This window comes from uncultured Nitratireductor sp. (assembly GCF_913053745.1).
Taxonomy (GTDB): Bacteria; Pseudomonadota; Alphaproteobacteria; order Rhizobiales; family Rhizobiaceae; genus Nitratireductor.
In genome coordinates, this window is the sequence record NZ_CAJXGF010000006.1 from 16,360 (window position 1) to 35,150 (window position 18,791).

Here is an 18,791-nt window from a genome sequence, read left to right on the forward strand (position 1 = left end):
CGACCAATCGCGGCCTGTCACCGCCTCTTTCTTTTTGGGCATGACACGAACGAAAACAGTCGTCCGAACGCCATTGCGATCGCATCCTGTGACACGGGTGGCACGAAATCAAGCGAGACGCGAACGGCGCCCGACTTTTCGATCTTATGCTTTAGTCTGAATAATCCCGCTCGTCTGCGATGACTTTGCCGTCGCGCGGCAGGCTTCCCGGTTCCGCCAGAATCACACGGCCGCCAATCTTGGTCACCTCGCGCAGCGTCGCCTCGATGGCAAGCGTGTCCGGAGCGGAACCGGCAAACACCTCCACATGCAGTGCCATCGCATCTTTTGCGTCATCGCGGTTCACCACCAGCCGGGCTCGCTCGATTTCGCTATGCCGACGCGTCAGTTCCGCGATCTGTTTGGGGTCGACAAACATGCCCTTGACCTTGGTGCGCTGATCGGCGCGGCCCATCCAGCCCTTGATACGCATATTGGTACGCCCGCACGGGCTTTCCTCTCGCATGACGGCCGAAAGGTCTCCGGTTCCCAAACGCACCAGCGGATAGGCCGGATTGAGCGCGGTCACCACCACCTCACCCACCTCGCCCTCCGGCACCGGATCGTCGGTTCCAGGCCGGACGATTTCGACAATCAGATTTTCGTTCACCACCATGCCGGGCAGCGGCGCGCCGTCCGGCCCTAGCGTTTCATAGGCGATAACGCCGAACTCCGCGGTGGCGTAGCACTGCAAGACATTGACGCCACGGGCGCGGTATTCCTCACGCAACGAGGGAAACAGCGCTCCACCCGAAACAAGCCCCGTTCGGATCGAAGAGAGATCCTTACCGTCACGATCGGCGCGTTCGAACATGATCTTCAAGAAATCCGGCGTACCGGCATAAACATCCGGCTGAAAGGCCTCGGCCGCTTCCACCTGCATGTCTGTGTTGCCGGTGCCCGCAGGAAAGACGGTGCAGCCCAGTGCCCGCGCACCCGTGTCGAGCACGAAACCGCCCGGCGTCATGTGATAGGCAAAGGCGTTGTGTACGCGCGCGCCAGGACGTACGCCAGCGGCAAAGAAGGCACGCGCGGCCTGCCAAGGATCGCCCCCCGCACCCTGGATTTCCCAGATCGGTCCGGGCGACATGAAAACGCGTGCGCCCTCCATCGCATCGGGGTCAACAAAGCCACCGAAAGGCGGTTTCGCTTTTTGCCGCTCCAGCAGCTCCGGCTTGCGCAGCACAGGCAAGCGTGCCAACGCACTGCGGTCGACAACATGCGGAAGGTCGATGCCGGAGAGCCATACCGCAAGGCCCTGGGCCTTTGCCACCGCATCGCTTAAAAAGCGAGGCAGACGCGAAAACAAATCGCGCTCGCGCTCCGCCGGATCTCGGATTTCCAGCGCATCGAAATGCGGTGCCATGATTCCTCCCTGTAGCGTTTCGCAGTCGGGTGGAAGCACCCGACAACCGCGCAAACGCGGAAAACAAAGCGATAAAGCGTCCTTATGCACCCCGACGGACGCTTGGCCCTCAAAAAGTCCGCCCCTGTTATCGCAACAATCGCACCCAGCGGGCAAGATCGACCAAGGTAATGAGTGCGGCGGCCAGATAGGTCAGTGCCGCGGCACGCAGCACCGCGCGAACCGCCGGCATGTCGGTTTCGGATACATATTGCCCACTTTCGAGCACGGGCAGCGCCTTGGCGAAGCTGGCGTCGAACTCGACCGGCAATGTGGCGAGCGTGACAAGAACCCGCACGGCAAGAAGTCCCACTCCGACTGCGACAAGCGCGAGCAGCGCCAGGGGCGTGCGCGCCAATATCGCCAGGAAAGGTGCGGCGATGAAGAAGATGCCCGCCGCACGATCCGTCACCATGGCAAATCGCGCAAGCCTCTGCCACGCCTTGAAAGAACGTTCGCCGTGGGCATCCTGGAGCGCGTGTGAAACCTCATGCGCTGCCACGGCCACGGCCGTCAGAGAACGACCCGAATAGACATTCTGAGAAAGCCGGACCGCCTTGTCCCGCGGATCGTAATGGTCGCCGCGATCGCTCGTTTCGACCCTGATGTCGGGCAGCGCAAACCGGTCGAGCAGATGGCGTGCCAGTTCGCCGCCGGTTCCGGGAATGTCCGGTCGGTCATTTCCATGCTTTGCCAGCGTGTGCCGCACCCAGAGTTGCGGCAGCACGATCACGGCAAGCAGAATAAGGGCGAGGACGGCAAACAGCATGTTCGCGATGCGTCTCCGCCGGTTTAAAGATCAAGAAACGCCTGCAGCGCGGTTGAGAACGAAATTGGTGCCGTTGGCCAGCGTGCAGTTCATCTGATCGCTGGTCGCCAGAAGACATGTCGCAGCCGTCTGCTGCTGGCTCTTGAGCGAGTAAAAGGAAAGCTCGATGGTGCGCGCATCGCGATGCGAATAAGAGCCCTCGGTGAGCGTTTCGCCGGTTTCCACCGCTCGCGAACTGAAACGTCCGCCCTGCAGGGTCGACACGGCTACGCCATCGGTGCCCATCCACTGTCCTTCGACGCCCGTCTGGCGTGCGGCGCGTGGACCGCCGCCGTCCGACATGCCAGTTTGGCAACCGGCTACCGCAAGTGCTGAAACCACCGTTGCGAGCGTCAGAATTTTGCTTGTCTTCATGGTTCTGGCCTCCTGTCGCGCACCCGTGCTTCCCGATCGTGCACCGCCTTGAAAAGGCCCGGCCCCGTTCAGGACCGGGCGATACCCATTTCAATTGCCCGATTTTGACAGCATTGCAAGCGCGGTGCGCGCTTCGTCGTTCAGCGTACGAGAATGTTGCGGAACTGCCACGGATCGGATTCGTCGATATCCTCCGGGAAAAGTCCGGGTCTGCCCTCGAGCGGCGTCCAGTCCGTATAATAGCCGTTCACCGGCCCCAGATATGGCAGTTGCACCTCGAGACAGCGGCGGTAATCGATCTCGTCCGCCTCGACGATACCGGCTTGCGGGTTTTCCAGCGCCCACACCATGCCGGCGAGCACGGCCGATGTCACCTGCAAGCCGGTGGCGTTTTGATATGGCGCCAGCTTCCGGGTTTCCTCGAGTGTCAATTGCGAGCCGAACCAATAAGCGTTTTTCTTGTGGCCGTAGATCAGCACACCCAGCTCATCCATCCCGTCGACCAGTTCGTTCTCGTCAAGCACATGCTGCTCGGGTTGCGGCTTGCCCTCGGCGCCGAACATTTCGTGCAGAGAGAGGACCGCATCGTTGCAGGGATGGTAGGCGTAATGACAGGTCGGCCGGTAGACGACCTTGTCTTTTTTGTCGCGCACGGTGAAGAAGTCAGCGATGGAAATCGACTCATTGTGCGTGACAAGGTATCCATACTGCGGCCCCGGCGTCGGGCACCAGCTGCGCACCCGTGTGTTCGCGCCCGGCTGCTCGAGAAAGATGGCCGCCTTGTTGCCCTTCTTCTGCTTGCGCGCATTCCCGGGTTTCCAGTTTTCGTGCGTGCCCCAGCCCAGTTCCGCCGGCTGCAGGCCTTCGGCGATAAAACCTTCCACCGACCAGGTGTTCCAGAACACGTTCATCGGCTTGGGCTTTTTGGTGCGCTGGGTGTCGCGCTCGGCAATGTGAACGCCCTTCACACCGCACTTTTTCATAAGCTTGGCCCAGCCTTCGCGGTCGTCGACACCCGGCTCCTTGAAATCGATCCCAAGATCCCTTGCGAGATTGACCAGCCCCTGTTTCACGAACCAGGACACCATTCCGGGATTGGCGCCGCAGGTTGAGATTGCCGTCGTGCCGCCCGGGTTCTTCGTCTTTTCCCGACGCACCGTCTCACGCAGCGCATAGTTGGTGCGCGAGGCATTGTCGGCCTTATCGTCGAAATAAAAGCCAAGCCATGGCTCCACCACCGTATCGATGTAGAGCACGTCGAGCTTACGGCAGAGTTTGAGAATATCGAGCGACGACGTGTCGACCGAGAGATTAACGCAAAAGCCCTGCCCTTCGCCTTCGGTCAGGAGAGGCGTCAGCAAGTCCTTGTAATTGTCCTTGGTGACATGCGCCTGCACATAGCGAATGCCGCGTTCGTCCAGCATCTTGCGGTCGCTATCGATAGGGTCGATCACCACCATGCGCTTCTTGTCGAACTTGAAATGGCGCTCGATCAAGGGCAGCGTCCCCCGCCCGATAGAGCCGAATCCGATCATCACGATCGGACCGGTGATTTCACCATGGATGGGCCAGTCTTTAGCTGCCATTGCGCGCCTCTCCAAAACAAAAAGTCTTCGCTTCCAAACATATAAGTCTGTCACAATAAAGCAGAAAAGCGGTTTGGGTTTCGAACGGTTTCGTCATTCCCTGAGCGCTTCGAGCCCTTCGACCGTGCGCGAGATCGCACATTCGATGATCTCGAACTCGGCAACGCCATGCACCACAAACGGGTCGTCCGCGAGACAGGACTCCAGCTTGCTGCGCTCCCCGCGCGCCAGGATCACGCCGCCGGTCCTGGGCACTTTGCGCCCGGATGCGATGAAGGTTCCGTCGGCATAATGTTTTTCAAGCCAAGCCATATGTCCGGCCATATGCGGCTCCACTTCCCCGACGGGAACCACATAACGCAGCGAAACGATGAACATGCCCGTTCTCCCTAGCTTTCAACCATCGCGAAACGCGCCTTCAAGAGCGCTTCCTGATATTCGCCGTCGGCGGTTGAATCGAACACCACCCCGCCACCCACATTGTAGGTCGCTGTCCCATTTTCGAAGAGCGAAACTGTGCGGATCGCGACGTTGAAACGCATGGTGCCATCGGGTGCCGCCCAACCCACCGCACCACAATACGCCTCGCGCGGCCCGGCCTCCAGCGTATGCAGAATTTCCATGGCACGGATTTTGGGTGCCCCGGTTACCGAACCGCAGGGAAACAACGCGGCGAAAATCTCATGCAATCCTGCCTCCGCGACCAGCTTCGCACGCACCCGACTTACCATCTGATGCACCGTCGGGTAGCTTTCCACATGGAACAGTTCCGGCACGTCCAACGTGCCCACCTCGCTGATCCGTGAGATGTCGTTGCGCAACAGATCCACGATCATGCGGTTTTCCGCCTGGTTCTTCGGATCGTTGCGCAAAAAGGCCTTCAACGCCGCGTCCTCGTCGACAGACGCGCCGCGCGGCGCTGTGCCCTTCATCGGCCTGGTTTCGATCCAGCCATCCCGCGACACCTGGAAAAACAGCTCCGGGGAACGCGAAACGATCACGGGCCACCCCATATCCACCAGCGCACCGTAACGGACCGGCTGTCGTGCGCCGAGCATGTCGAACAAGGCCGCCGGATCTCCGCTCCAACGCGCTTCGATTGGGAATGTCAGATTGGCCTGATAGCAATCGCCCACCCGCAAATGTCGATGCAGACGCTGGAAACGCGTGCGATAATCGTCAAAGCTCCAGGCCGGCACCGCGTCGGAAAGAGTGGCACCACTCGTGGCAACCTCGTCTACGGGCCGATCCTCGGGTGGATCGAACACACCGAAGCATAGGAGCGGTCCTCGCCGAGTTCCCGGCAAAAGAGGTTTCAGTTTCGGTTCCAACAGATAGCCGGCCTCATAGGCCATGTATCCGGCCAGCCAGAGGCCGGAGCGCCGCGCCTGCCCGGCGCGGTCGAGCGCGGCGTCGAACGTCTTCGCGTCCCACGCGATCAGGATGTCTCGCGGACGGGAAAAGAAAAGCTCCCGACCCGCCGCGTCGTCGCGAATGAGAACCCGGCCCCGAACGTCTGCGGGCATGTCGGTCGAAAGACTCCGTCTACCCGTCGAGCGTCTCGAGCTCGTCGATCAATCCTTCGATGACCGAAAGCCCTTTGCTCCAGAAATCGGGATCCCTGGCATCCAGACCGAACGGCTGCAGCAACTCCGAATGATGCTTCGTGCCGCCCGCCTCCAGCATAGCGAAATATTTCTCCTGAAACCCTTCAGGCGCCTGCTGGTAGACCGCGAAAAGAGAGTTCACCAGGCAGTCGCCGAAGGCATAGGCGTAGACATAAAAAGGCGAATGTATGAAGTGCGGGATGTAAGCCCAGAAGGTTTCATACCCCTCGCGTAGCCTCACCGAGGAGCCAAGACATTCCTTTTGCACCTCCAGCCACAATTCGCCGATCTGATCGGACGTTAGTTCGCCGTCGCTGCGGCGTTTGGCGTGCAGCTTGCGCTCGAACTCGTAGAAAGCGATCTGGCGGACGACCGTGTTGAGCATGTCCTCCACCTTCTGTGCCAGCATGGCCTTGCGTTCGCGCTTCTCGGTGGTGCTGTCGAGCAAGGAACGGAAGGTGAGCATCTCGCCGAAGACCGAGGCCGTCTCGGCCAGCGTCAGCGGGGTCGGCGCCATAAGTGCGCCCTGCTTGCCGGCGAGCACCTGGTGGATACCGTGCCCCATCTCGTGTGCCAATGTCATGACGTCGCGCGGTTTGCCGAGATAGTTCAAAAGAAGATACGGATGCGCGGACGGTACGGTGGGATGAGCGAACGCGCCTGGCGATTTGCCCGGGCGGACGGGAGCATCGATCCAGTTGTGCTCGAAGAAGCGCCCGGCGATCTGCGCCATACGCGGATCGAACGCTTCGTACGCGTCGAGCACTGTTTTCCTTGCCTCATCCCAGCCAATCACCGCCTGCGGCGTCTCCGGAAGCGGCGCGTTGCGATCCCAGTGGTTCAGCACGTCCAGACCCAGCCATTTGGCTTTCATGGCGTAATATCGGTGCGACAACGTCGGATAGGCAGCGCGCACAGCTTCCGCCAGCGCATCGACAACGGGACGTTCGACGCGGTTTGCCAGATGACGGGAATCGGCAATATCCTCGAACCCGCGCCAGCGGTCGGAGATTTCCTTGTCCTTGGCCAGCGTGTTGGTGATCAAGGTGAAGGTGCGCAGGTTCTTGCGAAAGGTCTCCGCCAGCGCATCGGCCGCTATACGGCGTTTCTCCCCATCGGCGTCCTGCAGCAGATTGAGCGTCTGCTCCAGTGCCAATTCCTCGCCGTTCACGGTGAAGCGAAGGCTGGTCATCGTCTCGTCGAACAACCGATTCCAGGCACCCCGCCCGGTCACCGACTTTTCGTGAAAAAGCTGCTCGACCCGATCCTCGAGTTCATAGGGCTTGTCGCGACGGATATCGAGTACCCAGGGCCTGTAGTGGGCAAGCTTACTGTCGGCGTCGAGCGCGGCATCAATGGCCGCATCGTCGATCTTGTTGAGTTCCAACGTGAAAAAGATCAGATGCGCGCTGGCATCCGTCAGCTTTTCCTGCACGTCACCGTAAAGCTTGGCACGTTTGGGATCGGAGGTATCGCCGGCATAAAGCAGGCCAGCGTAGGAGACGATGCGGCCCATGAGTTCCTCGATGGCCTCATAAGCTTCAACCGCCTCGCCCAGGCGGCCGTTGGCGCCCTTGGCCGCTTCGTCCGCAAGCTTGCCCTTCCATGCGGTTTCGAAGCCAGCGGCTTCAGCCGCAGCGCGGTCCAGATCGCGCTTCAATTCGGGCGACTCGATCGCCGGATACAGATCAGCAAGGTTCCACTCGGGCAAATTGCCAAGTTCGGAAGCAGCGTTTCCAGCCGCGATCGCCGCATCCGTTGCCGCAAGACGCGCGGCCTTGCCATTGTCGTTGGCCATGTAATCCTCGTTCAGCCGAAATCGGTCTTTGCCTACGGTGCCGAAAGGTTTCGTTCACCGGGATTCTTGAGCCCTTGTTTAGAAGCCTATGCCATTTTGTTCCAGCCCGTGTACAGAAACCGCGCAGGATATCGTAACGCCATTGCATAAATGCGACATGTCGGAAGCCGTTCTTATAGTCGATGACGACCCGGTCCAACGCCGCCTGCTTCAGGCTGCGGTGGAAAAACTCGGCCACACGCCGCTGCTGGCTGAGAATGGACGTGAAGCGCTGGGTGTACTGGATCGTGTGGAAGAAGCGCCACGCACCATCGTTCTCGACCTCATCATGCCGGAGATGGGCGGGATCGAAATGCTGGAGCGCCTTCAGGCTCAGGGATCGGACATTCCGGTCATCGTGCAGACGTCGCGCGGCAGCATAGACACGGCAGTCGAAGCGATGCGCGCCGGTGCATTCGACTTCATCGTCAAACCCGTCGCTCCGGCCCGCCTCGGAGCCGCCATCAACAATGCGCTCAAAGTGCGCGCGATGGAGACGCGCCAGCGCAAAAGAAGGAACACAGGCGACACCACTTCTTTCGACACGCTCGTCACCAACAGCCCGTCCATGGCGCGTGTCATAAAACTCGGACAGAAAGCCGCCGCAAGTGACATACCGATCCTGATCGAGGGCGAGTCCGGCGTCGGCAAGGAACTGATCGCCCGTGCGATCCAGTCGGAAAGCCGCAGACACCGCAAACCTTTTGTCACTGTCAATTGCGGCGCAATTCCCGACACGCTGGTGGAAAGTATTCTGTTCGGCCATGAGAAAGGCGCCTTCACAGGCGCCACAGAGAAGCGCATCGGCAAATTCACGGAAGCCGATACGGGCACCCTGTTCCTGGATGAGATCGGCGACCTTCCCATCAATGTCCAGGTCAAGCTCTTGCGCGCTGTACAGCAGGGCGAAGTGGATCCGGTGGGTGGACGCGGAACTCAGAAAGTGGATATCCGCCTGATCTCGGCCACCAACCAGAATCTGATCGAGCGCGTGAAGGAAGGACATTTTCGCGAGGACCTGTTCTACCGCCTTAACGTCTTCCCGATCATGGTGCCGCCGCTGCGCGACCGTAAGGAAGACATACCGCTGCTGGTGCAGAATTTCATCGCCCGTTTCTCCGATAGCGCATCGAACCGGGTTACCGGCATTTCGCGCCCCGCCCTCGCGCTCCTGGAAAGCCACGACTGGCCAGGCAATATCCGCCAACTCGAGAACGCGGTATTCCGTGCCGTGGTGCTCTGTGAAACCGGAGTTCTGGACGTTACCGAGTTTCCGCAGATTCGCGCTCTGGTGGAAGGCATCGACCCTTACGAGGGGGCGAAAGACATCGCGCCGGATACGCCCGGCATCATCACATCGCAGCCGCTGGAAAAAAACGCACACCTTGAGCCAACCCCACCACAAGATCTGCCGGGACACACTCCGTTGCTGGATGAAAACGGCAATGTGCGCGCCCTGGAGGACATCGAACGCGATGCCATCCAGTTCGCCTTGGATCATTACAATGGCCAGATGAGCGAGATCGCACGGCGTCTCGGGATCGGGCGCTCCACACTTTACCGCAAGCTCAGGGATATGGGCCTCGATCCGGCCGAACGAACCTACCCAAGGAACGATTGAGGCCGACAGGTCACAGTCCAGGGCTTAACCTGGCATTTACCGTGCGACGCGTTGTCACGTTTTGCCACGATATCGCCATCCTCTTTGCGCATTCCTCCTTTAATAAGATCGGATTAACCATTAAAATGAATAATCGGAAGGTGGAAACCGCAGTCCGGGCCTGAGGCTCGGGGGACAAACACCAGCCTGTAGGGCCAGGAAACTTGAGAAAAAACGACGTTCACGTTCATGGATGGCGCTTGCCTGCGCTCGTACGCGTGAGGCTCCTCGCCGGTTTGATGCTCGCAGTCGGCGCGCTCGTTGCAGCCGCGCCCTCCGCCCACGCCGAAACGCGCACCTTGAAGCTATACTTCATCCACACCAAGGAACGCGCGGAAATCACATATAAACGCAACGGTCGTTACATCCAGAGCGGTCTCAAGCAGGTCAATCGCTTTCTCCGCGATTGGCGTCGCAACGAGCCGACCAATATGGACCCACAGGTTCTGGACCTGCTGTGGGAGGTCTATCGCGCCGCCGGCGCACGCGACTACATCCACATCATTTCCGCCTATCGCTCTCCAAAAACCAACGCCATGTTGCGCAAGCGCTCGAGCGGGGTGGCAAAAAAGAGCCAGCACATGCTGGGCAAGGCGATCGATTTCTACATTCCGGGCGTCAAGCTCTCCAAACTGCGTAATACCGCGCTCAAGTTCCAGGCAGGCGGTGTCGGTTTTTACCCCCGTTCCGGTTCCCCCTTCATCCATATCGATGTGGGTGGAGTGCGCCACTGGCCGCGCATGAACCGCAAGCAGCTTCTCGCGGTTTTCCCAAACGGCAACACACTTCATGTCCCAACCGACGGCAAACCGCTGCCGGGCTACAAGCAGGCGCTCGCCGCCTACGAATCGCGCAAGCGCAACGGTAGCCCGATCCAGGTTGCCAGTGGCAATGGCGGCAGCGGCAATGGCGGCGGTCTTCTGGCCGCGCTTTTCGGCGGCGGCGCAGACGAGGAAGAGGATAATGCCGAGACCACGACGGTGGCAGCTCGTCAGCCGGCCGCACGTCGTCAACAGGCGCCAGCAGCGGCACCACAGCCAGAGCCCGAAACTCCGCGCACTATCCTGGCCGCCCTGCCGCAGCGCAGCGTGCCGACACCCCGCGCCGCGCCGCGACCGGATGTTGCCGTCGGCCACCCCCTGCCCTTCGAGGTCAAGCCTGTCGAAGGCGCGCCGACCCTCGAACAGGCGACACCCGAAGAAGCCGGAACCGCGGCGCTTGTAGCAGCGAACATTCCGACGCCAACGCAACGCCCCGATTACGCGCCCGACGCGGCCACGCAGGAAGCGCTCGTGCAGATCGCCTCCGCGCAGACCGATGCGCCCGACGCCATTGCCGGCGTTCTGGCCGATGCCGAGGAAAGCGAACAGCCGGTCACCACTGCCGCCTATCTGCCGGTTCCGTCCAATCGCCCGTCGCGCGCGGCGGACGACGAGTTCACGCTGGCGGCTCTGCCCGAACCGCGCCCGCAAGCCGGAGCGACCACCAACACCCAGAGCGATTTCGCCCGGAAAGTCGAAGAAGAAGAGCCCGTCGTGGAGGCAGCGTCAGCCATGACGGCGGTATCCGGGCAGACGGTTTCCGCTTCGCCGCGTCAGACACTTCTCGCACGAGCAGAGCAAGCGGAGCCGACACGTCCCGAGAGCCGGGCGCGCAGCACGCGCAAATCGGCCAAGCCCGGTCCGAGCGACGTGACCCGTGGCGCGCAGCCCGTGGTCGTGGCTTCGAAGGGCGAAGCGCCAACCCGCGCGCTCAGCCAGAACTCCATGCTGACGGAAGCGGCGCGTCCGACTCATCCGCCGGCATTCGACAGCGAGTTCGTCCGCTCGCCCGAAACCGTCTATACGACGGGTTTCCAACAGGACATCGCAGTAGCGGACGCCACGCGGTTCACCGGCAAGGCCGTAAACTTCATCTCCATGGCCCGCTTCCGCACCAATTGACGCACATCGAATAGACCACAAAAAGCGAGGTTCTCGGACCTCGTTTTTTTGTATCCGGTAAGTTGTGAGCGATCAGCGCTTCAGACCGCTCGCCTCGCGCGCCAACGCTTCGATGGAAGCCCAGTCGCCGGCTTCAATGGCCTTGTCGGGCGCAACCCAGGAACCGCCGACGCAAATGACATTCGGCAGAGAAAGATAATCGCCCACATTCTTCGGCGAAACGCCACCCGTCGGGCAGAAGCGGATCGACGCCAGCGGCGAGGAAAGCGCCTTGAGAAAAGGCGCGCCGCCCGATTGTTCGGCCGGGAAGAATTTCAACAGGCTGTAGCCTTCCTCGCGCGCAGCCATCACTTCGCTTGGGGTTGCCGCTCCCGGCAGGAACGGCACGTCGGACATGGATGCCGCGTCCAGCAGTTCCTGCGTAATGCCAGGGCTCACGATGAAGCGAGCTCCCGCCGCCACCGCATAAGAAAAATCCTTCGATGTCAGGATCGTGCCCGCACCCACGACCGCTTCCGGCACTTCCTCGCAAACGAGTCGGATCGCATCGATGGCATCGGGTGTGCGCAACGTGATCTCAATGGCCGGCAGGCCGCCCTTCACCAGCGCCCTTGCCAATGGCACCGCGTCGGCCAGGCGCTCGATCTTGAGAACCGGAATCACCGGCTGCCCTTCCAGGATCGCCAGCAGCACTTCGTTCTTCTTCTGCATGGCAGCGTTCATTTCGACACATCTCCTCAAGGCTTGCCCGCCGCTTTGCGCAAAACCGCAGCGCTAAAACGATTCAATACACGGATTTCGCCGCTCATGAACACTTTTTAGCCGAAACTGACAAGCCGCAAGCCTCAAAACAACCATTGCAATCGCTGCCACAAGCGTGAAACGGCCGCTCGCAAGCGCGATCGCAATCCATTGAACGGCAAAGCCTGCCTCAACGCCTTCCGAGTCGCCCGTCCCACCAGGCCATCCTGCACGAGACCGGCATCCGACTGAAACCGTTTCACGGTCTTTTCTGTCCGCTTACCGAAGATCCCATCCGACGTCACCGGATAGCCGAGCGCCAAAAGCATCGTCTGCAGGCTCTCCACCGCACAGCCGCGTGAACCGACCCGCAACAACTTCTCCGCAACGGGCGCTTGGTCCACCGCATAGGCGCGGTACGCCTGCGCAAGTTTTCGATCATACTGGTTGCGACGATAGGCGGGACCGTTATAGCCATGCGCAAACCGCGCCCAGTCTCGCGACGCAAGCGCTTCCCGCAGCCCCGCCTTCTCGATGTAGCGCAGCATCAGCCGAGCCTGCCCGGTCGCTCCGTCCCTAGCCTCGGTCACCAGCGCTTCCACATCGGTGAAACCGAGCCGGTTCCAGTGCGCGCCCATCACCTGCCCGATACCCCAGGAAACGGATTCCAATGCCGCCTTGCGGTCGATGCGTGTCGCTTGCTCCAGAAGCGCCCATCGCTCCCTTTGGCTGCGTGGATTGGCAACGCCGCCCACCTTCGGCGAGGCGAGTCCCGCGGCCCGCGCCTGCGCGCGTTTCGCATTAGAAAGCCGTCCGTCGAAATAATGCCCCCCGAAGCGGATCAGCGGTTCCACCCTGCCGCGAACCACGGCATGTGTCCTGCCGCCGCTCTCCACTTGTGCCACGGCCAGAAGCAGGGCCGGCTCAAGCTTTGCCCGCAAGGCCGCTTCGCTGATTTCGGTGATTGCCTTTTTCGAAAACATCGCTCTCGCTCATGACCGTTTTCGACAATTATCGCCCACCGCGACCGTGAGGGGATAAAACATCCTGTCGCGGCCTAGCGAAAACATGCTGCAACGCTCTGAACGCTGGGAAAAGGCGGCTTTTTCTTGCAAGCTGAAAACGAGAAGCGTAGGAAACCGCGCATGATTTCTTCCTCGCCAGAACAGACATTCCGTGTCGCCGCGCTCTACCGTTTCGCGGCCTTGCCGGACTATGAGACGTTGCGACCTCAGCTTGCCGCGTTTTGTTGTGAACGCGGCATTCGCGGAACGCTTTTGCTGGCCGCCGAGGGCATCAACGGCACGGTGGCCGGCAGACCCGAAGTCATCGACGCATTGATAGCGCATCTGAAGAAGATCCCCGCGCTCCGGGATATCGAAGTCAAATACAGCACGGCCGACGCAATGCCTTTCCACCGTATGAAAGTGCGGTTGAAGAAAGAGATCGTAACCATGGGCGTCTCCGGGGTCGACCCGGTCAACCAGGCTGGCACCTATGTGGAACCGGACGAGTGGAACGCGCTGATCGCCGATCCCGACACGCTGGTCGTCGACACCCGCAACGCTTACGAGACCGCCATCGGCACCTTCTCGCGCGCCGAGGATCCGAAGACGGAGACGTTTCGCGATTTCCCTACCTGGGCAGAGCGCAATCTCAATCGCTTGAAGGGCCGGAAGGTCGCTATGTTCTGCACGGGTGGCATTCGCTGCGAGAAGGCTACCGCCTACATGAAACTCATCGGCGTCGACGATGTCTATCATCTCAAAGGCGGCATCCTGAAATATCTTGAAGAGGTTCCTGCCGCCCAGAGCCTTTGGGAAGGCGAATGCTTTGTGTTCGACGAACGCGTCTCCGTCCGCCATGACCTGCAAAAAGGCGAAGCAACGCTGTGTCGTGCGTGCCGCCACCCATTGATGCCCGATGAGCGCGCCTCCCCGCTTTTCCAGGAAGGCATTTCCTGCCCTCATTGCGCCGAAACCCGCAGCGAGGCCGATCGTGCCCGCTATGCCGAGCGCCAGCGCCAGGTGGAACTTGCCGAAAAGCGCGGGGAGAGCTTCCCCATCGGCACACCGCCAGAAAAGCACAAAGTCTAGATCGCTGTGTGTCCGCCGGACGCGGCAAGGTCCTCAAGGATCGTGTCCTCATGGTCCCAGAGAGTGTCGCTTCCCTCGTCTTCAGGCTGGTGCAGCGTGGTGTTCACGAAGCGGCCATCCTGCGTCGCACCGAAGTCCTACGAACGACCCGGGCTCGTATCGGCCAAGCCGAACCACGAAAGCGACAGGGCAACGGCGACATGATCGCGCTCCGTCCTAACGGATGGGTGTCCGCTCGTGCGCATGGCGCGAAGGGGCATCGGGGTTTTGCGGGCGCGATCTATGATCGTTTTTGCGCAAGCAGCGAGCGTATCGCGCCCGCCGCCATGACCTGACCATCGGACGGCAAGACGCTTGCCGAACCATTTGGATGGTCATTGAACTTTCGTCTTCCCATGCAGGTTGTAAATCCCTGCGACATTGCAATGCCGCAAATGCCCTCCTACCTTTTTGCCAACGCCAGGGCGCAACGAGCGCGAAACGAGGAGATGCGGATGCTCGATCCCAAGAAGCTGTTGAACGACCTTTTAGGCTCCCAAGTTCCCGGAACGCAGGGAACGGTGCGAGACAAGGCAGGCCAGGCCGTTCAGCTCGCCAAGGACAACCCACTGGCAACCGGCGCCATCGCCGCCGTGTTGCTCGGCACCAGCACGGGGCGCTCGATAACGGGTAGCGCGCTCAAGCTTGGCGGCATCGCGGCGGTGGCCGGAATCGCCTACAAGGCCTATCAGAACTACCAGTCCGGGAAAGAGCCCAGCCAGGCCGCAAAAGAAGGCGAACTTCTGCCACCGCCAGAGGATACAAGCTTCAACCCGGCACAAGCGCCACAGGGCGAAAGCGAATTTGCATTGGCACTTGTGCGCGCTATGATCGCCGCCGCGCGCGCCGACGGCCATATCGACGAAGCCGAGCGCGGCAAGATCGCCGACAAACTCAAACTCTCCGGCATCGACGAAGAGGAAGAGGCTTTTCTCATGCGCGAGTTGGAGCGCCCGGTCGATCTCGACGCGCTCGTGGAAACCGCACAGACAGACGCGCAGAAGATCGAGCTCTACACCGCCTCGCGTCTCACCATTGAACCCAAGACGCGCGCCGAGCGCGGTTATCTCGATATGCTTGCCGGCCGACTGCGCCTGCCCGACCCGCTCGTCGATCATATCGAGGCGACCGTGTCCGAAGCCACCGTCTGATTTTCCCGCCCTCCGCCGACTATGACGAAGGGTGAGACAGGGCAGACCATAGGGCATAGACACCCCCTTCCCCCCGCAAACGGGGGGAAGGGGAGGATGAAAAGTCCAACGCGATCTCGCTTGACCCGATCGGCACGCCACTCCTAGTATCCGGTCCGGGCGGCGTGTGATGGCTGCCTCTGGCCCAAGGTTCGGGCGGCATTCGGAGCGCGATTGTCCAAGCCTGACCACCATGCATTCCTGTTGACCGGCCGTGGCGTTTGCCCGTGCCAATGACCTATGGTGGTTTTATGTTTAAACGCGCTCTCGCAGCTCTCACCCTCCTCGCCTTCCCAGTAACAGGGGCCGCCGCCGAGAAGCTCACCGTCTTCGCCGCTGCCAGCATGAAGGATGCCATCGAGCGCGCCGCCAGCGAATATCAGGCGGTCGACGGTGATGAAGTCGTCGTCTCCTTCGCTTCCAGCTCCGTTCTCGCCCGCCAGATCGAGGCCGGCGCACCCGCGGATGTCTACATCTCCGCAAACACCGATTGGATGGCCTATCTGGTCGAGCGCGATCTGGTCCGCACCCAAAGCGAGGCGATCATCGCCGGCAACAATCTCGTCATCGCAGCCGCGAAAGGCATCGAGCCGGTGGAAAGCCCCAACGCCCTCCTTGACGAGCGCTTCGCCATGGGGGATCCGAGCCATGTGCCCGCTGGCAAATATGCCCGCACAGCGCTCGAAAACCTCGATCTTTGGAAAGACGTCGAAAAGAACGCAGTCTTCGGCGAAAACGTCCGCGTGGCGCTGGAACTGGCCAGCCGTGGCGAGGTTAAAGCCGCTATCGTCTACGGATCGGACCAGAAGGCCGTCGGCGATCTGGTGCGCGCCTATGTCTTCCCCGCAGAAAGCCACGCGCCAGTTCGCTATCCCGCTGCCGCCACGAAGAATGGAGCAGAAAGCGCCGAAGCCTTTCTCGCCTTCCTGAAAAGCGAGGCCGGTCGCAAAATCTTCACCGATCTCGGCTTTTCCGAGGCTACGGAATAGACTGCCGGGATGGGGGAGACCGAACTTTCCATCATACTCCTGTCCGCGAGGGTGGCGTTTACCGCCATCCTCTGCGCATTGGTGCCGGCCTTTGCGGTCGCCTGGCTTCTGGCCCGCAAAGAATTCACTGGAAAAGGCATCGTTCAAGCGCTGGTCACACTGCCGCTTGTACTGCCGCCAGTCGTCACCGGTTACGGTCTTCTGATTTTGTTCGGATCCAAAGGACCGCTGGGCAAGCTTTTTGAAACTCTCTTCGGCATCGGCTTCGCTTTCCGATGGACGGGTGCCGCCCTCGCCGCCGGCGTCATGGCTTTTCCGTTGCTCGTACGCCCCATCCGCCTCTCTCTCGAAGCAATGGACAGGGGCTATGGTGAGGCCGCGCGCACGCTCGGCGCCTCGCGCCTCACTGTTTTCTTCACAATTACCTTGCCTCTGGCCCTGCCGGGCATCATTGCCGGTTCCGTGCTCGGCTTCGCCAAGGCATTGGGTGAGTTCGGGGCGACGATTACCTTCGTCTCCAACATTCCCGGCGAAACGCAGACCCTCTCGCTCGCCATCTATGCGCTCCTGCAATCGCCGTCCGGCGATGCCGCCGCCCTTCGCCTGATCGCAATCGCCGTCGCCCTTGCGCTCGCCGCCATCGTCGCGTCCGAGTATCTGGCCCGAAAACTCACCGCCAAGGGACGCGCATGACCGTGCTCGACGTCGATATCAAGGGCCTCGCCGGCAGTTTCGAAATCGAAACCGCCTTTCAGGCGGGTGCGGGCGTCACGGCCCTTTTCGGCCCATCCGGTGCTGGCAAATCAACGCTCCTGAAGATGATCGCTGGCACGGCCCGCCCCCAATCGGGACGCATCGTGGCGGGCGGGCGCACATTGTTCGATTCCGCTACCGGCACCAACCTCCCGCCAGAAAAACGCGGTATTGGCTTCGTCTTTCAGGACGCCCGCCTCTTCCCGCATCTGTCGGTGCGCAAAAACCTCACCTATGCGCGCTGGGCCGGTCGCCGTCCGGTCTCCCGCGCCTTCGATGAAGTGGTGGCCCTGCTCGGCCTTGAGACGCGCCTCGACGCCGCCCCCGCAACGCTTTCGGGCGGCGAGCGCCAGCGCGTCGCCATCGGCCGGGCGCTGCTTGCCGATCCCGCGCTGCTGCTTATGGATGAGCCGCTTTCCTCGCTCGACAAGGCGCGCCGCAACGAGATCCTGCCCTATCTGGAGGCGATCCGCACCGAGGCTGGCATTCCCATCCTCTATGTGAGCCATGAAACCTCCGAGGTCGCGCGCCTCGCCGACACGGTCGTGCTGATCGAAAACGGACGCGTTTCCGACAGCGGCCCCGCCGCCACCATTCTCGCCCGCCTCGGCCTTTCCGCTGGCACGGCCTCCGAAGACGCCGGCGTCATCCTCGAAGGTCACGTCACCGAAACCGACCCCGCCTACCACACCGCCATCATCACGCTTGATGAAGATCGCATCGAGCTGACCGGCGACGGCTTCGCGGTCGGCATGACCGTGCGACTGCACGTGCGGGCGGGCGATGTTGCAATCGCCAATGCGCCTCATGACGGCCTGTCGATCCGCAACCAGCTTCTCGCAACGGTCGAGGAAATCCGCCGCGACGGCGCGTTTGCCATGGTAGCCTTGGCGCTCGGCGGTCAGCGCCTGCTCGCACGCATCACCGCGAAATCGTCCGACGATCTTGCCCTTCGGCCAGGCACGCGCGTTTACGCACTGCTCAAGGCCGTCTCCGTCGAGATGGCCCGTCTCGAGAGACCCGACCCGCGTTTCACACCCGCGTCATCGCCACGTTGAGCGACGGGCCGCCGGCAAGCGTCTGGTAGACCACGCAGTAACGCTCTGTGAGCTTCAGGAGTTGATCGAGCTGCTCCTGCGAAGCATCCGTATCAAGATCGAACGAGAGCCGGATTTCCGCAAAGCCAACGGGCGCATCCTTCACCACGCCCAGCGTGCCGCGAAAGTCGAGATCGCCCTCGGCCGAAACGGTGCCCGTCCGAAGCGGAATTTCCAACGCCGTGGCAACGGCCTTCAGCGTCACGCCAGCACACGCGACCAATGCCTCGAGAAGCATATCGCCAGAGCAAAGCTCCAGCCCGGTACCGCCCGTCGCCGGGTGCAGACCGGCAACGGCAAGCGCGCGTCCAGTCTCCACCTTACAGGCAATGTTCCGGTCATCGAGCGTGCCTTTGGCATGCAGCGTCACAAGGGCTGCGCCGGACTCTCCGCGATAGCGCTCCTTGATCGGCGCCTGGATGGCCCGCAATTCTGCAGCATCCATGGCATTCACCTCCCTGGAACCGACAAGCGTTCAGAGTATCACCTTATCGCCTCATTTGCGATCTTCCGATCGTCCTCCCAAGTTTCTCTTGCATCGCACCGGAGCCGGTGGAAACATGCCCTCGGATACGCCTTTAACGGGGCGTCACAATGCGGCGTTAGAGACCGCAGAGAGCCATCCG

Annotated in this window: 17 protein-coding genes; 7 read left to right on the forward strand and 10 right to left on the reverse strand. The window is 61.3% G+C overall.

The window, feature by feature from the left end; all coding sequences use genetic code 11:
• Positions 1-151: 151 nt before the first annotated feature.
• The 7 genes from QZ638_RS02080 to QZ638_RS02110 form a co-directional block, all read right to left on the reverse strand.
• Positions 152-1,405 (reverse strand): AMP-binding protein, encoded by a 1,254-nt coding sequence (locus tag QZ638_RS02080; protein ID WP_295806256.1) that lies wholly within the window; start codon positions 1,403-1,405, stop codon positions 152-154.
• Positions 1,406-1,532: 127 nt separating this feature from the next.
• Positions 1,533-2,213, reverse strand: coding sequence for a zinc metallopeptidase (locus tag QZ638_RS02085; protein ID WP_295806258.1), 681 nt, complete (start codon positions 2,211-2,213; stop codon positions 1,533-1,535).
• A gap of 30 nt (positions 2,214-2,243) precedes the next feature.
• Complete coding sequence (locus QZ638_RS02090; RefSeq protein WP_295806260.1) at positions 2,244-2,627, reverse strand: hypothetical protein; 384 nt, start codon at positions 2,625-2,627, stop codon at positions 2,244-2,246.
• Positions 2,628-2,767: 140 nt separating this feature from the next.
• Positions 2,768-4,213, reverse strand: coding sequence for a homospermidine synthase (locus QZ638_RS02095; RefSeq protein ID WP_295806262.1), 1,446 nt, complete (start codon positions 4,211-4,213; stop codon positions 2,768-2,770).
• 93 nt (positions 4,214-4,306) lie between these two features.
• Positions 4,307-4,591: a YciI family protein gene (locus tag QZ638_RS02100; RefSeq protein ID WP_295806264.1), complete on the reverse strand. Its 285-nt coding sequence runs from the start codon at positions 4,589-4,591 to the stop codon at positions 4,307-4,309.
• Positions 4,592-4,602: 11 nt separating this feature from the next.
• Positions 4,603-5,739, reverse strand: coding sequence for an aminodeoxychorismate synthase component I (locus QZ638_RS02105; protein WP_295806266.1), 1,137 nt, complete (start codon positions 5,737-5,739; stop codon positions 4,603-4,605).
• A gap of 19 nt (positions 5,740-5,758) precedes the next feature.
• Positions 5,759-7,618, reverse strand: a complete 1,860-nt coding sequence (locus QZ638_RS02110; RefSeq protein ID WP_295806267.1) for a M3 family oligoendopeptidase — start codon at positions 7,616-7,618, stop codon at positions 5,759-5,761.
• Positions 7,619-7,775: 157 nt separating this feature from the next.
• On the opposite strand from QZ638_RS02110, the gene QZ638_RS02115 reads away from it, so the two are divergent.
• Together QZ638_RS02115 and QZ638_RS02120 are read left to right on the forward strand one after the other, a co-directional pair.
• Positions 7,776-9,278 carry a sigma-54 dependent transcriptional regulator gene (locus QZ638_RS02115; RefSeq protein WP_295806269.1) on the forward strand — a complete coding sequence of 501 codons (1,503 nt, stop codon included), beginning with the start codon at positions 7,776-7,778 and terminating at the stop codon, positions 9,276-9,278.
• 239 nt (positions 9,279-9,517) lie between these two features.
• Entirely contained in the window at positions 9,518-11,260 is a 1,743-nt protein-coding gene (locus tag QZ638_RS02120) for a DUF882 domain-containing protein (protein ID WP_366936193.1), read from the forward strand.
• 72 nt (positions 11,261-11,332) lie between these two features.
• On the opposite strand, the gene QZ638_RS02125 is transcribed toward QZ638_RS02120, so the two are convergent.
• Together QZ638_RS02125 and QZ638_RS02130 are read right to left on the reverse strand one after the other, a co-directional pair.
• Positions 11,333-11,971 (reverse strand): 2-dehydro-3-deoxy-phosphogluconate aldolase, encoded by a 639-nt coding sequence (locus tag QZ638_RS02125; RefSeq protein WP_295806315.1) that lies wholly within the window; start codon positions 11,969-11,971, stop codon positions 11,333-11,335.
• A gap of 134 nt (positions 11,972-12,105) precedes the next feature.
• Entirely contained in the window at positions 12,106-12,984 is an 879-nt protein-coding gene (locus QZ638_RS02130) for an N-acetylmuramidase domain-containing protein (RefSeq protein WP_295806270.1), read from the reverse strand.
• A 162-nt stretch (positions 12,985-13,146) separates the two neighbouring features.
• On the opposite strand from QZ638_RS02130, the gene QZ638_RS02135 reads away from it, so the two are divergent.
• The 5 genes from QZ638_RS02135 to modC all read left to right on the forward strand — a co-directional run bounded on the left by QZ638_RS02135 (position 13,147) and on the right by modC (position 18,126).
• On the forward strand, positions 13,147-14,097 hold the full coding sequence (locus QZ638_RS02135) for a rhodanese-related sulfurtransferase (protein ID WP_295806272.1): 951 nt from the start codon (positions 13,147-13,149) through the stop codon (positions 14,095-14,097).
• Positions 14,098-14,591: 494 nt separating this feature from the next.
• Positions 14,592-15,287: a tellurite resistance TerB family protein gene (locus QZ638_RS02140; RefSeq protein WP_295806273.1), complete on the forward strand. Its 696-nt coding sequence runs from the start codon at positions 14,592-14,594 to the stop codon at positions 15,285-15,287.
• 290 nt (positions 15,288-15,577) lie between these two features.
• A complete protein-coding gene (gene modA, locus QZ638_RS02145; RefSeq protein ID WP_295806275.1) occupies positions 15,578-16,315 on the forward strand; it encodes a molybdate ABC transporter substrate-binding protein in 738 nt (245 codons plus the stop codon).
• A gap of 9 nt (positions 16,316-16,324) precedes the next feature.
• Positions 16,325-17,008, forward strand: coding sequence for a molybdate ABC transporter permease subunit (gene modB, locus QZ638_RS02150; protein ID WP_295806276.1), 684 nt, complete (start codon positions 16,325-16,327; stop codon positions 17,006-17,008).
• Positions 17,005-18,126 (forward strand): molybdenum ABC transporter ATP-binding protein, encoded by a 1,122-nt coding sequence (modC, locus tag QZ638_RS02155; protein ID WP_295806277.1) that lies wholly within the window; start codon positions 17,005-17,007, stop codon positions 18,124-18,126. Before modB ends, modC begins: the two co-directional genes overlap by 4 nt.
• Here the strand turns inward: modC and QZ638_RS02160 are convergent.
• Positions 18,101-18,610: an OsmC family protein gene (locus tag QZ638_RS02160; RefSeq protein ID WP_295806278.1), complete on the reverse strand. Its 510-nt coding sequence runs from the start codon at positions 18,608-18,610 to the stop codon at positions 18,101-18,103. The genes modC and QZ638_RS02160 overlap by 26 nt on opposite strands.
• Positions 18,611-18,791: the final 181 nt, after the last annotated feature.